The organism is Stenotrophomonas sp. G4 (assembly GCF_003428825.1).
In the GTDB taxonomy this organism is placed as follows: Bacteria; Pseudomonadota; Gammaproteobacteria; order Xanthomonadales; family Xanthomonadaceae; genus Stenotrophomonas; species Stenotrophomonas indicatrix.
Window position 1 is genome coordinate 946,988 of the sequence record NZ_CP031741.1, and the last position, 14,123, is coordinate 961,110.

The following is a 14,123-nucleotide window of genomic DNA, read 5'->3' on the forward strand; positions in this document are numbered from 1 at the left end:
GGGGCCGGTGACGGAAATCATATTCCGGCCCCCATTCAGGTGCTCATCAGAGCGCGGCGGCGAGTCGGCTGCCCTGATCGATCGCACGTTTTGCATCGAGTTCGGCGGCCACATCTGCACCACCGATCAAGTGCGCGGTGATGCCCGCGGCCTGCAGTTCGGCCTGCAGCGCGCGCTGCGGTTCCTGGCCGGCACAGATCACCACGTGGTCGACCGGCAGCAGCTGTTCGCTGCCGTCCACGCGGATGCGCAGGCCCGCATCGTCCACGCCCAGATACTCGACACCACCCAGCATGCGCACGCCCTTGGCCTTCAGCGTGGCGCGGTGGATCCAGCCGGTGGTCTTGCCCAGGCGTGCACCGGGCTTGCCGGCACTGCGCTGCAGCAGCCACAGCCTGCGCGGCGACGCCTCCACCGCCGGGCGGGCCAGTGCACCGCGGGCCTCGAAGGTGGCATCCACGCCCCATTCGGCCATCCAGCGCTGCGGGTCCAGCGACGGCGAGGGGCCGTCATGGGCAAGGAACTCGCCGACATCGAAGCCGATGCCGCCGGCACCGATGATGGCCGCACTGCCACCCACCTCGACCCGGCCCAGCAGTACGTCCAGGTAGTTCACCACCTTGGCGTGGTCGGCACCGGGGAAGTCGACCTTGCGCGGCACGATGCCGGTGGCCAGCACCACTTCATCGAAACCGGCCAGGCTGGCCACGTCGGCACGGGTGCCCAAGCGCAGCTGCACGCCGGTCTCGCCCAGCTTGTGGCGGAAATAGCGCAGCGTCTCGTGGAACTCTTCCTTGCCGGGAATGCGCTTGGCCACGTTGAACTGGCCACCGATCTCCTCGCTGGCGTCGAACAGGGTGACCTGGTGGCCGCGTTCGGCAGCGACCGTAGCGCAGGCCAGGCCGGCCGGGCCGGCGCCGACCACGGCCACCCGCTTCGGTGCGGTGGTCGGGGTATAGACCAGCTCGGTCTCGTGGGCGGCGCGCGGGTTGACCAGGCAACTGGCCAGCTTGTTCTCGAACACGTGGTCCAGGCAGGCCTGGTTGCAGGCGATGCAGGTGTTGATGGCTTCGGCGCGGCCGGCGCGGGCCTTGTTCGGCCACTGCGGGTCGGCCAGCAGCGGACGGGCCAGCGACACCATGTCGGCACCGCCATCGGCGAGGATGCGTTCGGCGACCTCGGGCATGTTGATGCGGTTGGTCGCCACCAGCGGCAATGACACATGCGGCTTGAGCTTGGCGGTGACCGCGGCGAATGCGCCACGCGGTACCGACGTGGCAATGGTCGGAATGCGCGCTTCATGCCAGCCGATGCCGGAATTGAGGATCGTCGCACCGGCGGCCTCGATGGCCTGGGCCTGCTGCACGATCTCTTCCCAGTTGCTGCCGTCTTCGACCAGGTCGACCAGCGACAGGCGGTAGATGATGATGAAATCCGGGCCGCAGGCTTCGCGGATGCGGCGCACGATCTCAACCGCGAAGCGCATGCGTTGTGCGGCATTACCACCCCAGCGGTCGCTGCGCTTGTTGGTGCGCGGGGCGATGAACTCGTTGATGAGGTAGCCCTCCGAGCCCATCACTTCCACGCCGTCGTAGCCGGCTTCGCGGGCCAGCTTCGCGCTGCGTGCATAGTCGGCGATGTGCCGCTCGACACCGCTGGCCGACAAGGCGCGCGGGGTGAACGGATTGATCGGTGCCTTCAGCTTCGACGGCGCCACCGACAGCGGGTGATAGGCATAGCGCCCGGCGTGCAGCAGCTGCAGGCAGATCTTCGCGCCGTGCTGGTGCGCGGCGGCGGTCAGCTGCCGGTGCGGGCGCACTTCCCATGGCCAGGACAATTTGCCGCCGAAGGGCTTGAGCCAGCCCACCACGTTCGGCGCGAAGCCGCCGGTGACGATCAGGCCAACGCCGCCTTCGGCGCGTTCTGCGAAGTAGGCGGCCAGGCGCGGGAAGTCGCGCGCGCGGTCCTCCAGGCCGGTGTGCATCGAGCCCATCAGCACCCGGTTGCGCAGCTGGGTGAAGCCCAGGTCCAGCGGGGCGAACAGGTGGGGGAAGGCGCTTTCGTTGGCTGGCGACATGTCGATACGCTTGCGTACGGAAGCGCGAAGGGTGCCGCGAAACGGCGCCCGGAGCAAGGGCTGCTCGCTCGGTGGCGCCGGGCCATGCCCGGCCTACCGGTCAGCTCAGGGCGATTGCGGTTGCCGGCCAGCGGCCGGCACTACCGGTGCGCGGCCGATCCCGAACCAGCCAAGGGTGACCCCGCACAATGGTCCGATCAGCAACGCGAAGGCGAGCGTGCCGACGCCGACATTGCCGCCCAGCCACCAACCCAGCAGCAGCACGCTGCCTTCAATCAGGCTGCGCACCTTCCAGATCGGCCAGCCGGTGCGCGCGTGCAGTCCCGTCATCAGGCCATCGCGCGGGCCGGGGCCCAGCCTGGCGCCGATGTACAGGCCGGTGGCCAGCGCCACCAGCAGCATGCCGGCGCAGAACATCGCCACCTGCCAGCCCAGGCCGACCGCCGGTGGCAGCAGCCACAGTCCGAACTGGGCCGAAGGGCCGATCAGCATCACGTTGAGCACGGTACCGACACCGGGCTTCTGCCGCAGCGGCCACCACAGCAGCAGCACCAGCGCGCCGATCACGTTGGTGGCCAGGCCGAACGACAACGGCGTCTGCGCAGCGATGCCCTGCGACAGCACGTCCCACGGCGCGACACCGATCGCGGCGCGGATCATCAGCGAGGCGCCGAAGCCGTAGAGGAACAGGCCGATGATCAGTTGCAGCAGGCGCAGGGGCAGGGCGGAGGGCATGGCAGGCTCGAGGGATGGGAATCTGTTTCCACCCTATCCCCGAAACGGGCCGTTCAATAGATACAGATGTCGGCCAATCCACTGCGACAGGCGGAGCGCGCTGAATCAGTCGTCCCAGCCGGCCAGCGCCAGCTTGCCGATGGTGCGGCCGCCGGCCAGACGCTGATGGGCGGCGTCCAGGTTGGCCGCATTGATCGGGCCCAGCACTTCGCTCAGCGTGCCGCGCAGCTGGCCCGCGTCGATCATGCTGGCGGCCCGATTGAGGATGCGGTGCTGCTCAATGCGGTCGGCGGTGGCAAAGCGCGCGCGGGCGAACATGAATTCCCAATGGATGCCGATGCACTTGGCCTTGTAGGGATCGCCGATGCGCAGCGGACCGCGGGGTTCCACGATCAGGCCTACATGACCCTGTGGTGCCAGCAGCTGGCCCAGTTCGTCCCAGTAGTGATCGGTGTCGGCCAGGTTGAGTGCCACCTGCACTTCGTCGATGCCGAGCGCCTGCAGCTGCGGCAACAGGGGCTGGCGATGGTCGATGACATGCTGGGCGCCCATCCGCCGGCACCAGTCGATCGAGGCTTCACGCGAGGCGGTGGCAATGACCTCAAACCCCGCGTGGTGGGCCAGCTGGATCGCCATCGAGCCGACGCCGCCGGCACCGCCGATCACCAGCAGGCGCTGGCCAGCGTGGCGGCGATCATCAAGCTGCAGGGGCATGCGCTGGAACAGCAGTTCCCACGCAGTGAGGGTGGTCAGCGGCAGCGCGGCCGCTTCGGCGAAATCGAGGGTGGTCGGTTTGCGTGCCACCAGCCGCTCATCCACCAGCTGATACTGTGCATTGCAGCCAGGGCGGGTGACATCTCCTGCGTAGTAGACCTCGTCACCGGAGGCGAACAGGCTGGCCTCCTCGCCCATCGCTTCGACCACCCCTGCCGCGTCCCAGCCGAGAATGCGCGGGGCATCCAGCGACATGGCCGGCGTGGCTGCACGCAGCTTCCCGTCGACGGGATTGACGGAAAGTGCTTCGACACGGATCAGCAGGTCACGGCCACGCGGCGGTTGCGGCGGTGGCACCACCAGATCACGCAGGGCAGGGGCGGAGTCACGGCACAGGGCGACGGCTTTCATTGCAGCTCCAGCTCGGTTCCTGTCTGCATCATAAGGTTCCTCACCTCGATGGGCGCGCGCTGAACCGCTTTGGGATAACGAGCGACAAATCTGATGCATCTGGCCCTTAAACCCTTCCAAACCCTTGTGGTGCGCGGGTCTTGCGGATTTTCATCATCCTGTATAGGGTTTCAACGTCGGACCGGTGGCCGGTCGTGCGCGGCGCTTCACATGTTACGGGACTGTTAACATGACCTTCACCCGCCTGAGCATAATGTTCGCGGCGGTGGCGTGCTGAATCGGCTGTCTGAACATCGACGCAGTAGTGCTGGCCCATGCCTCTACCGGTTTCATACCCCCGAAATAGGAGCTGTACTCAATGAACAAGAAGATCCTTACTGCCGCGCTGCTGGGCGGTCTGGCATTCGCCCAGGCTGCGTCGGCGCAGGAGTTCGATGACCGCTGGTACCTGACCGGTTCGGCCGGCTTCAACTTCCAGGACAGCGACCGCCTGACCAACGACGCTCCGTTCGTGACCCTGGGTCTGGGCAAGTTCATCAGCCCGAACTGGTCGCTGGATGGTGAGCTGAACTACCAGAACCCGAACTTCGACGCCAACCAGGATCAGAACTGGTCGCAGTACGGCGTGTCGTTCGATCTGCGTCGCCACTTCATCAAGGAAGGCCGCGGCTGGAACCCCTACATCGTGGGCGGCCTGGGCTACCAGAAGTCTGAAGAAGAGTACGCAGCTGGCCCGAACGGCCCGGCCGACCGCAAGGACGGCAACGTTGCCGCCAAGCTCGGCGTCGGTCTGCAGACCACCTTCGACAAGCGCGTTGCTGTGCGCGCCGAAGTGGCCTACCGCGCTGACTTCGACGACCAGAGCATCGCCGCGCGCGACGAAAGCTGGTTCGGCGACGTGCTGGCTTCGGTCGGCGTCGTGATCCCGCTGGGCCCGGCCCCGGTGGCTGCTGCTCCGGCTCCGGCTCCGGTTGCCCCGAGCTGCGCCGACCTGGATGACGACGGTGACGGCGTCAACAACTGCGACGACAAGTGCCCGAACTCGCAGCCGGGTCAGACCATCGGTCCGGACGGTTGCCCGGTGCCGGTCTCGATCGACCTGAAGGGCGTGAACTTCGACTTCGACAAGTCGAACCTGCGTCCGGACGCTGTGGCCATCCTGAGCGAAGCCACCGAGATCCTGAAGCGTTACCCGGATCTGCGCGTTGAAGTTGCCGGTCACACCGACTCGAAGGGTACCGACGCTTACAACCAGAAGCTGTCGGAGCGCCGCGCCACCGCGGTGTACAACTACCTGACCAAGAACGGCGTCGACGCTGGCCGTCTGGCCGGTCCGATCGGCTACGGCGAGAGCCGCCCGATTGCGCCGAACACCAACCCGGATGGTTCGGACAATCCGGAAGGTCGCGCCAAGAACCGTCGTACCGAGCTGAACGTCCAGAACTGAGTTCTGACGCTCTGCCAGTAAGACACAGCAGGACCCGGCTTCGGCCGGGTCTTGTTGTTTGTGCGGCCTGTAATGATGAATCAGCGCTGGAAAGGTGACCGTTCGTCGGTGATTTGCCCATGAAACCAATGAGTTGCCGTATTCATTGAAAGTGGCGCTTGAAAGATGACGCGGCATTGCTAAACTCGCCGCGTCACTTCCTTTCGTGGATGCCCTCATGCTGCGCTCTGCATCGGCTGCCGTTCTGGCGCTGGCTCTGGTTCCCGCTGCTCACGCTGCGGTCGATTGCTCGGTCAACACCAGCGCCTCGCCGCTGCCGTTGCCGGCCACGGCCGTCGCCCCGGTGGCCGATGAGCTGTACATCCGCAGCAGCCAGCTGGGCATGGCCAGTGGCGTGCTGGGCAGCAGCTACGATCCGTCGCAGTCGCTGGACCAGGTGCTGCAGCGGTTGCGCATCGATGGCTGCCAGAACATCGCCAAGGCGATTCCGAGCGCGCCGGCGGTAAAGCCCAATGATCCGGCTGCGTACAAGCCGCAGACCGAATTCGACAACACGCCGTGGCGCTTCGACATGAGCCAGAACGGCAAGCGCATGACCGCCGAAGAGTTCGACGCCTGGATGAAGGCGCGCGGCGTACGCGTGGTCAAGGCACGTCCGGTTCCGGCTGCCACCCCGGCCGCTGCCGAAGTACCGGCTGAGACCAAGCCGGTCGACAAGAAGTAAGCGCGGCGGGGAGCAGAGGCTTGCGTACGCGCCGCCCACCTGCTGCCCCCGCTGCCCGCTCCCACGCTGCGCGTGGGCGTGCGACCCCCCCTGCGGTTTCCGCTGGCGTGCGCCATGGCCTGGCGCGCGTGCTGTCCAAGGCCGGCGTGTGCTCGCGCAGCGAGGCCGCGCGCTGGATCGCCGATGGCCGTGTTCGTGTCGCCGGGCGCATTGTCCGTGATCCGGAATTCCCGATTGCCAGCCCGGCGCCGCCGATCGAGGTCGACGGCCAGCCGATGGGCGCACCGCAACGTCTGTACCTGATGCTCAACAAGCCGCGCGGGGTGGTCACCACCGTGCAGGACGAGCGTGGCCGCGACACCGTGTACCGCTGCTTCGATGGTGCCGGCCTGCCGTGGATCGCGCCGGTAGGTCGCCTGGACAAGGCCAGTGAAGGCCTGCTGCTGTTCAGCAACGATCCGCAGTGGGCTGCGCGCCTGACTGATCCGCAGACCGGCCCGCACAAGACCTACCACGTGCAGGTTGATCGCCTGCCCGACGAGGACACCCTGGCCGCGCTGCGCGCCGGTGTCGAAGACGAGGGCGAGTTCCTGCTTGCTCTGGCCGTGCGCGTGCTGCGCAGCGGCGACAAGACCGCCTGGCTGGAGGTGGTCCTCGACGAGGGCCGCAACCGCCATATCCGTCGCCTGCTGGCGGCCTTCGACCTGCAGGTGCTGCGCCTGGTCCGGGTTGCGATCGGCGAGCTCACACTCGGCGATCTCGGCAAGGGCCAGTGGCGGGCGCTGGAGGTCAGTGACCAGCAGCGGCTGGGGGCCGCTGCACCGGGCTGAGTGATGCCCACGGCCGGCGCTCGCCGGCCACCGTTCCAGGCGTAGGGGGCGCCTGGTTGTCGAATGTCCAGAACGGAGCCTGCCATGTATCACCCGAGCCTCAAGCAAACCCTGCGCTGCGCCAGCCTGTTGTTGCCGATCGTGCTGTTGACGGCCTGCGGCGGCCACAAGAAGACGGCCAAGGCCGAACTCCCTGCCGAAACCCCGGTGGTTGAAGTGAAGACCCCGGAACTGGATGGCCGCGGCAGTTACCGCTTCATGATGAGCAACGGCGACCAGAAGATGACCGCCGACCAGTTCGATGCCTGGATGAAAGCCAATGGCATCCGCGTTGCCAAGGGCAACGGGCAGGACGCTGCCGCCAAGCCGGTGGTGGTTGCCAGCAAGGACGAACCCAAGGACAAGAAGAAAAAGAAGAAATAAGGTCTGGCAGGTGCCGACCTTGGTCGGCACGTCCTGAAGGGGAGCTCCGGGCCGTGCCCGGCGGGCGCATGGCGCGGCTATCGGGAAACCGCCGGGCATGGCCCGGCGTTATCCGTGGGTGATCAGCCCTTGATCACGCCCAGCTCGACGCCGATGCGGGTGAACGCATCGATCGCCCGGTCCAGGTGTTCGCGAGTGTGCGCGGCGCTGATCTGGGTGCGGATGCGCGCCTGGCCCTTGGGCACCACCGGGAAGAAGAAACCGATCGCATAGATGCCTTCTTCCAGCAGCCGCTCGGCGAACTTCTGCGCCAGCGGTGCGTCGTACAGCATCACCGGGCTGATCGGGTGCACGCCGGGCTTCACGTCGAAGCCGGCAGCGGTCATCTTCTCGCGGAAGTAGGTGGTGTTGGCGGCCAGGGTGCTGCGCAGGTCATCGGCCGCGGCCAGCATCTCGAACGCCTTGATGCCGGCGGCGACCACGTGCGGCGGCAGCGAATTGGAGAACAGGTACGGGCGCGAGCGCTGGCGCAGCAGCTCGATCACTTCGGCGCTGGCGCAGGTAAAGCCACCCAGCGCGCCACCCATGGCCTTGCCCAGGGTGCCGGTGATGATGTCGATCTTCTCCAGCACGCCCTTGACCTCGGCCGAGCCGCGGCCCGTCGCGCCGAGGAAGCCGGTGGCATGGCATTCGTCGATGTGCACCAGCGCGTTGTACTTCTTCGCCAGCGCGGTGATCTCGTCCAGCGGCGCGATGAAGCCATCCATCGAGAACACGCCGTCGGTGGTGATCAGCTTGGTCTTGCAGCCGGCCGCATCGGCGGCCTGCAGCTGCGCTTCCAGGTCGGCCATGTCGCAGTTGGCGTAGCGGAAGCGCTTGGCCTTGCACAGGCGCACGCCGTCGATGATCGAGGCATGGTTCAGGGCATCGGAAATGATCGCGTCGTTCTCGCCCAGCAGCGGTTCGAACAGGCCGCCGTTGGCGTCGAAGCAGGCCGCGTACAGGATGGTGTCCTGCTTGCCGAAGAAGTCGGCGATCTGCTTCTCCAGCTGCTTGTGCAGGTCCTGGGTGCCGCAGATGAAGCGCACCGATGCCATGCCGAAACCGTGGCTGTCCAGCGCGTCCTTCGCGGCCTGGATCAGGTCAGGATGGTCGGCCAGGCCGAGGTAGTTGTTGGCACAGAAGTTCAGCACCTTGCGGCCGTCTTCCAGGGTGATCTCGGCGGACTGCGGGCTGGTGATGATCCGCTCGGACTTGAACAGGCCCTGGGCGCGGATGGCGTCCAGTTCCTCAGCATAGTGGCGGGTCAGGGCGGAGGAGTCGGTCATGGCGTGGGCACGGCTCAGCACGGGAAACCACTGATTCTACCGGGCATCGACCGCAGCGGACCGGGCCGGATGGGGCACCGCCATGGCCGGCACATGTTGCATCGCAATAGCAAACGGGTTAAAAATTCGTGAACCGGGGCTGTCTGGCTCCGGTTGCTGCGCCCGCTGCAGATCCCCGCCTTCCACGCCACCGACCCCACCGGAGACGCTCATGAAGCACGCCCGTGCCTGCCTCGCCATTGCCGCCGCCCTGACCCTCGCGCCGTTCGCCGCCAGCGCCCAGGACAACGAATCTCCGTACAGCTGGAACGTCACCGCCGTCTCGGACTACCTGTTCCGTGGTGTGTCGCAGACCGATGAGGATCCGACCCTGCAGGCCGGCTTCACCTACACCAGCCCGGTTGGCCTGTATGCCGGTGTCTGGGGCTCGGGCGTGGACTTCGGTCCGGGCGATCCGAAGACCGAGGTCGACTACCTGATCGGCTACGGCGTGGACGTGACCGAGCGCGTCAACTTCGACGTGCTGTTGAACCGTTACACCTACCTCAAGGCCAGCCACCAGAACTACAACGAGCTGATCACCACCACCACGCTGGACGACACCTACAAGCTGACGGTGGCCTACAGCAACGATGTGTGGAACAGCAGCACCGACGGCTGGTACTTCGGCCTGGGTGGCAGCTGGGGCCTGCCGAAGGACGTCACGCTCAACGCCAACGTCGGTCGCAGCACCTTCGAGGACGGTATCGCCAAGGACTACACCGACTGGAACGTCGGCGTCGCCCGGCAGTTCGGCCTGTTCAATGTCGGCCTGGGTTACTACGGCACCGATGGCAATGGCCGCGACAACTCCGGCAAGCTGGCCCACAGCCGGGTGATGCTGAGCGTGGCCGTAGGCAAGTAACGCCGCAGGCGTTACGGTAGGTGCCTGGCTTGCCTGGCACGCTTCACGAAAAAGGCGCCCAATGGGCGCCTTTTTCGATTCCGCAGCGTTCTTGATCCCAACTGGGGAGAGCCCCTTGTTGTTCAAGGGGGCGCGCCGACGGCGCGGGGATAAGGAAACCTGCGGGGGAATTGACCCGAAGGGTCAATTCCAGCTGAGGACCACCTTGCCGGCCTTGCCTTCTTCCATCAGGTCGAAGCCCTTCTGGAAGTCGTCGATCGGCAACTGGTGGGTCATCACCTTGCCGAGCGGGAAGCCGGACAGCACCAGCTGGGTCATCTTGTACCAGGTCTCGTACATCTTGCGGCCGTAGATGCCCTGCACGGTCAGGCCCTTGAAGATGATCTTGTCCCAGTCGCAGCCGGCGCCCTTGGGCATGATGCCGAGCATGGCGATCTTGCCGCCGTGGTACATGCAGTCGAGCATGTCGTTGAACGCGCGCGGGTTGCCGCTCATTTCCAGGCCCACGTCGAAGCCCTCCATGTGCAGTTCCTTCATCACGTCCTTCAGCGACGTGTTGGCGACGTTGACCACGCGGGTGGCGCCCATGTCGGCGGCCAGCTTCAGGCGGAAGTCGTTGACGTCGGTCACCACCACGTTGCGTGCACCGATGTGCTTGCAGATGCCCGCCGCGATGATGCCGATCGGGCCGGCGCCGGTGATCAGCACGTCTTCGCCGATGACGTTGAATTCCAGCGCGCAGTGCGCGGCATTGCCGTACGGGTCGAAGAAGGCGGCCAGCTCGGAGGGGATCTGGTCGGGAATCGGCCACAGGTTGCTGGCCGGCATCACCATGTATTCGGCGAACGCACCGTTGACGTTGACGCCGATGCCGACGGTGTTCGGGCACAGGTGCGGACGACCGCCGCGGCAGTTGCGGCAGTGGCCGCAGACGATGTGGCCTTCGGCCGACACGCGCTGGCCGATCTCGTAGCCGGTCACGCCCGGGCCGATCTGCGCGATGCGGCCGACGAACTCATGACCGATGGTCAGGCCCGGCTTGATCGTGCGCTGGCTCCATTCGTCCCACAGGTAGATATGCAGGTCGGTGCCGCAGATCGCGGTCTTTTCCAGCTTGATCAGGACCTGGTTGGGGCCCGGGGTCGGCACCGGGACCTCTTCCATCCAGATGCCCTTGGCCGCTTCGCGCTTGACCAGGGCCTTCATCGTTTGCTGCGCCATCGGGGTGGAACTCATCAGGGGGAAAGCGCGGATTATAGGGCGCCACGCGGATTTCCCATGTTGCGCTGCGGGTGCAGTGGTGGAACGAAAGCTGTGCGCAGGCGGGCGTTTCGAACAGCGCCGCTGCGCTCGCCGGGCATGGCCCGGCGCTACCGGCAAATCGCGCGGGTAGCGCCGGGCCATGCCCGGCGGGCCGGGGTCCATGACTTCCGGGGTTCGGGCCGGGGCAGGGTGGCGGGCTACAATCGAGGGTTCCACTACCAGGGGCCGCTCCATGCGCTCGAACCTGCTTGCATTCTCCGTCGTCGCCAGCCTCGGGCTGGTCCAGGTCGCCCATGCCGCTGAAGGCATGTGGGTGCCGCAGCAGCTGCCGGAAATCGCCGGCCCGCTGCAGAAGGCCGGCCTCAAGCTGTCCCCGGAACAGCTGGCCAACCTGACCGGTGACCCGATGGGCGCGGTGGTCGCGCTGGGCGGCTGCACCGCCAGCTTCGTCTCCCCGCAGGGCCTGGTGGTCACCAACCATCACTGTGCCTACGGTGCGATCCAGCTGAACTCGACCGCACAGAAGAACCTGATCAAGGACGGCTTCAACGCGCCCAAGCTCAGCGATGAACTGAGTGCCGGCCCGAATGCCCGCGTGTTCGTGCTCGACCAGATCACCGACGTCACTGCCCAGGCCAAGGCGGCCATCGCCGGCGCCGGCAAGGACCCGCTGGCCCGCAGCCGTGCGCTGGATGCTTTCGACAAGGCCCAGGTCGCCGCGTGTGAAGCCGATGCCGGCTTCCGCTGCCGCCTGTACTCGTTCTCCGGCGGCAACACCTACCGCCTGTTCCGCAACCTGGAAATCAAGGACGTGCGCCTGGTCTATGCACCTCCGGGCAGCGTCGGCAAGTTCGGCGGTGACGTCGACAACTGGATGTGGCCGCGCCACACCGGTGACTTCTCGTTCTACCGTGCCTACGTCGGCAAGGACGGCAAGCCGGCGGCGTTCTCGGCCGACAACGTGCCCTACCAGCCCAAGCACTTCCTGAAGTTCGCCGATACGCCGCTGGGCGCCGACGACTTCGTGATGGTGGCCGGCTACCCGGGCCGCACCAACCGCTACGCGCTGGCCAGCGAGTTCAACGAGACTGCCAGCTTCACCTACCCGACCATCGCGCGCCACTACAACGCAGTGCTGAAGATGATCGCCGACGCCGGCAAGGCCGACGCCGACGTCAAGGTGAAGTACGCCGCCACCGCCGCCAGCATGAACAACGTGGCCAAGAACTACCTGGGCCAGCTGGAAGGCTTCAAGCGCATCGATGCCGCCGGCCAGAAGCAGGCCGAAGAAGCGGCGGTGCTGGCCTGGCTGAAGAAGCAGGGCGCTGCCGGCAAGCCGGCACTGGCTGCACACGCGCAGCTGCTGCAGCACCTGGATACCAGCAAGTCGACGCGCGAGCGCGACCTGTTCGTCGGCCAGTTCAACAACACCTCCGCGGTGGGCGCGGCCATCACCCTGTACCGCCTGTCGATCGAGCGCAGCAAGCCCAACGCCGAGCGCGAAGCGGGTTACCAGGACCGCGACCTGACCACCATCGAGGGCAGCCTGAAGCAGATGGATCGCCGCTACGTGGCGAAGATGGACCAGCAGCTGCAGACCTACTGGCTGGACCAGTACGTGGCCCTGCCGGCCGCGCAGCGCGACAACGAAGTGCTGAACACGTGGTTGGCCGGCAGCGATGCCACTGCGGTGAAGTCGCTGGTGACCAAGCTGGGCGGCACCGGACTGGGCAGCCTGGACAACCGCCTGAAGTGGTTCAAGGCCGATCGCGCTGCGTTTGAAGCCAGCAATGATCCGGCCATCCAGTACGCGGTGGCCGTCATGCCGGCGCTGCTGAAGCAGGAAGAGCAGAAGAAGATCCGCGAGGGCGAATCGCTGACCGCTCGTCCGCTCTACCTGCAGGCCGTGGCCGACTACAAGAAGAGCCAGGGCGAGTTCGTCTATCCCGATGCCAACCTGTCGCTGCGCATCACCTTCGGCAACGTGATGGGCTATGGCAAGGACGGCGTGAAGTACACTCCGTTCACCACCCTGGAAGGTGTGGCGGCGAAGGAAACCGGTGAGGATCCGTTCGACTCGCCGAAGGCCCTGCTCGATGCGGTCAAGGCCAAGCGTTACGGCGGTCTGGAAGACAAGCGGATCGGTTCGGTACCGGTGAACTTCCTGTCCAACCTGGACATCACCGGCGGCAACTCCGGTTCGCCGGTGCTCGATGCCAACGGCAAGCTGGTCGGCCTGGCCTTCGACGGCAACTGGGAATCGGTCAGTTCCAACTGGGTGTTCGACCCGGTGATGACCCGCATGATTGCCGTCGACAGCCGCTACATGCAGTGGATCATGCAGGAAGTGGCGCCGGCGCCGCAGCTGCTGAAGGAACTGAATCTGGCCAAATAAGGTAGTGCCGGCCGCTGGCCGGCAACCTCGACCAGATAGCCGGAGTTCCTGAAACCCCGCGACGTCTGTCGCGGGGTTTTTTCATGCCCCGACCGGCCGGGTCCGCCGAACAGGTATGATCCCTGTTCCGCGCACTTCACAGGATGTGAACAATGCGCCGGAACTCCTCCCCCAAGGACCCCTTGTTCGCATGCGCATCCTGCTTGCCCGTCACGGCGAAACGCCGTGGAACGCCGAAGGCCGCTACCAAGGCCAGATCGACATCCCGCTTTCGCCCATCGGTGAGGCCCAGGCCCAGGCGCTTGGCGCCCGCCTGGCTTCGGTGGACATCACCCGCGCCGTGGCCTCGCCGCTGTCGCGTGCCCAACGCACCGCGCAACTGGCCCTGGGTGCTGCACGCGCCGACATGCTGCTGACCGAGCCGGAGCTGCAGGAAATCGCCCACGGTGAGTGGGAAGGCCTGCTGGCCAGCGAAATCAACGAAAAAGACCCGTCGCGCCTGCAGGCGTGGCGCAATGAACCGGACACCGTGCTGATGCCGGGCGGCGAATCGCTGCGCCTGGTGCTGGAGCGCAGCTGGCGCGGCCTGGCCCGTGCCGCCGAAGGCCTTGGCGAACACGACACCCTGCTGGTGGTCGCCCACGACGCAGTCAACCGGGTGATCCTGTGCAAGGTGCTGGGCCTGCCGTTGTCGCGGCTGTGGACCTTCCGCCAGGCACCGACCACGCTCAACCTGCTTGAAGGCGCCGACCTGGACAGCCTGGAAGTGGTGCGCCTGAACGACTGCGCCCACCACACGCCGTTCTTCGGTGAAGCCAAGCACCGCGCACTCTGAATCTTCTGCCCTGAACCACCTGCACCTGTTGGAAGTC

12 protein-coding genes are annotated in these 14,123 nt (G+C 66.2%); 7 read left to right on the plus strand and 5 right to left on the minus strand.

The window, feature by feature from the left end; all coding sequences use genetic code 11:
• Window positions 1–46: 46 nt before the first annotated feature.
• The 3 genes from D0Y85_RS04260 to D0Y85_RS04270 form a co-directional block, all read right to left on the minus strand.
• On the minus strand, window positions 47–2,077 hold the full coding sequence (locus D0Y85_RS04260) for an NADPH-dependent 2,4-dienoyl-CoA reductase (protein ID WP_117309634.1): 2,031 nt from the start codon (window positions 2,075–2,077) through the stop codon (window positions 47–49).
• Between the two features lie 105 nt (window positions 2,078–2,182).
• On the minus strand, window positions 2,183–2,812 hold the full coding sequence (locus D0Y85_RS04265) for a hypothetical protein (protein ID WP_117309635.1): 630 nt from the start codon (window positions 2,810–2,812) through the stop codon (window positions 2,183–2,185).
• A gap of 105 nt (window positions 2,813–2,917) precedes the next feature.
• Window positions 2,918–3,937, minus strand: a complete 1,020-nt coding sequence (locus D0Y85_RS04270; protein WP_117309636.1) for a zinc-binding alcohol dehydrogenase family protein — start codon at window positions 3,935–3,937, stop codon at window positions 2,918–2,920.
• A gap of 358 nt (window positions 3,938–4,295) precedes the next feature.
• On the opposite strand from D0Y85_RS04270, the gene D0Y85_RS04275 reads away from it, so the two are divergent.
• From D0Y85_RS04275 to D0Y85_RS04290, 4 genes are all read left to right on the plus strand, one after another.
• Window positions 4,296–5,384 (plus strand): OmpA family protein, encoded by a 1,089-nt coding sequence (locus tag D0Y85_RS04275; protein ID WP_117309637.1) that lies wholly within the window; start codon window positions 4,296–4,298, stop codon window positions 5,382–5,384.
• Window positions 5,385–5,601: 217 nt separating this feature from the next.
• Window positions 5,602–6,108, plus strand: coding sequence for a hypothetical protein (locus D0Y85_RS04280; RefSeq protein ID WP_049467667.1), 507 nt, complete (start codon window positions 5,602–5,604; stop codon window positions 6,106–6,108).
• Between the two features lie 20 nt (window positions 6,109–6,128).
• Complete coding sequence (locus tag D0Y85_RS04285) at window positions 6,129–6,938, plus strand: pseudouridine synthase (protein WP_162887612.1); 810 nt, start codon at window positions 6,129–6,131, stop codon at window positions 6,936–6,938.
• 84 nt (window positions 6,939–7,022) lie between these two features.
• Window positions 7,023–7,361, plus strand: a complete 339-nt coding sequence (locus D0Y85_RS04290) for a hypothetical protein (RefSeq protein ID WP_117309638.1) — start codon at window positions 7,023–7,025, stop codon at window positions 7,359–7,361.
• Window positions 7,362–7,483: 122 nt separating this feature from the next.
• On the opposite strand, the gene kbl is transcribed toward D0Y85_RS04290, so the two are convergent.
• Window positions 7,484–8,689: a glycine C-acetyltransferase gene (gene kbl, locus D0Y85_RS04295; protein WP_093817454.1), complete on the minus strand. Its 1,206-nt coding sequence runs from the start codon at window positions 8,687–8,689 to the stop codon at window positions 7,484–7,486.
• 211 nt (window positions 8,690–8,900) lie between these two features.
• Here kbl and D0Y85_RS04300 point away from each other — a divergent pair, with 211 nt between their 5' ends.
• Window positions 8,901–9,593 (plus strand): TorF family putative porin, encoded by a 693-nt coding sequence (locus tag D0Y85_RS04300; protein WP_117309639.1) that lies wholly within the window; start codon window positions 8,901–8,903, stop codon window positions 9,591–9,593.
• Window positions 9,594–9,776: 183 nt separating this feature from the next.
• Here the strand turns inward: D0Y85_RS04300 and tdh are convergent, their stop codons facing one another.
• A complete protein-coding gene (gene tdh, locus D0Y85_RS04305) occupies window positions 9,777–10,799 on the minus strand; it encodes an L-threonine 3-dehydrogenase (protein WP_117309640.1) in 1,023 nt (340 codons plus the stop codon).
• A 289-nt stretch (window positions 10,800–11,088) separates the two neighbouring features.
• On the opposite strand from tdh, the gene D0Y85_RS04310 reads away from it, so the two are divergent.
• Window positions 11,089–13,251 carry a S46 family peptidase gene (locus tag D0Y85_RS04310; protein ID WP_117309641.1) on the plus strand — a complete coding sequence of 721 codons (2,163 nt, stop codon included), beginning with the start codon at window positions 11,089–11,091 and terminating at the stop codon, window positions 13,249–13,251.
• 190 nt (window positions 13,252–13,441) lie between these two features.
• Entirely contained in the window at window positions 13,442–14,086 is a 645-nt protein-coding gene (locus D0Y85_RS04315) for a histidine phosphatase family protein (RefSeq protein WP_025878100.1), read from the plus strand.
• The last annotated feature ends 37 nt before the right edge of the window (window positions 14,087–14,123 follow it).

Excerpts from the sequence above, each read along its gene's own strand:
- D0Y85_RS04260 (WP_117309634.1), bottom strand. The coding sequence starts at position 2,077 with ATGTCGCCAGCCAACGAAAGCGCCTTCCCCCACCTGTTCGCCCCGCTG.
- D0Y85_RS04265 (WP_117309635.1), bottom strand. The coding sequence starts at position 2,812 with ATGCCCTCCGCCCTGCCCCTGCGCCTGCTGCAACTGATCATCGGCCTG.
- D0Y85_RS04270 (WP_117309636.1), bottom strand. The coding sequence starts at position 3,937 with ATGAAAGCCGTCGCCCTGTGCCGTGACTCCGCCCCTGCCCTGCGTGAT.
- D0Y85_RS04275 (WP_117309637.1), top strand. The coding sequence starts at position 4,296 with ATGAACAAGAAGATCCTTACTGCCGCGCTGCTGGGCGGTCTGGCATTC.
- D0Y85_RS04280 (WP_049467667.1), top strand. The coding sequence starts at position 5,602 with ATGCTGCGCTCTGCATCGGCTGCCGTTCTGGCGCTGGCTCTGGTTCCC.
- D0Y85_RS04290 (WP_117309638.1), top strand. The coding sequence starts at position 7,023 with ATGTATCACCCGAGCCTCAAGCAAACCCTGCGCTGCGCCAGCCTGTTG.
- kbl (WP_093817454.1), bottom strand. The coding sequence starts at position 8,689 with ATGACCGACTCCTCCGCCCTGACCCGCCACTATGCTGAGGAACTGGAC.
- D0Y85_RS04300 (WP_117309639.1), top strand. The coding sequence starts at position 8,901 with ATGAAGCACGCCCGTGCCTGCCTCGCCATTGCCGCCGCCCTGACCCTC.
- tdh (WP_117309640.1), bottom strand. The coding sequence starts at position 10,799 with ATGAAGGCCCTGGTCAAGCGCGAAGCGGCCAAGGGCATCTGGATGGAA.
- D0Y85_RS04310 (WP_117309641.1), top strand. The coding sequence starts at position 11,089 with ATGCGCTCGAACCTGCTTGCATTCTCCGTCGTCGCCAGCCTCGGGCTG.
- D0Y85_RS04315 (WP_025878100.1), top strand. The coding sequence starts at position 13,442 with ATGCGCATCCTGCTTGCCCGTCACGGCGAAACGCCGTGGAACGCCGAA.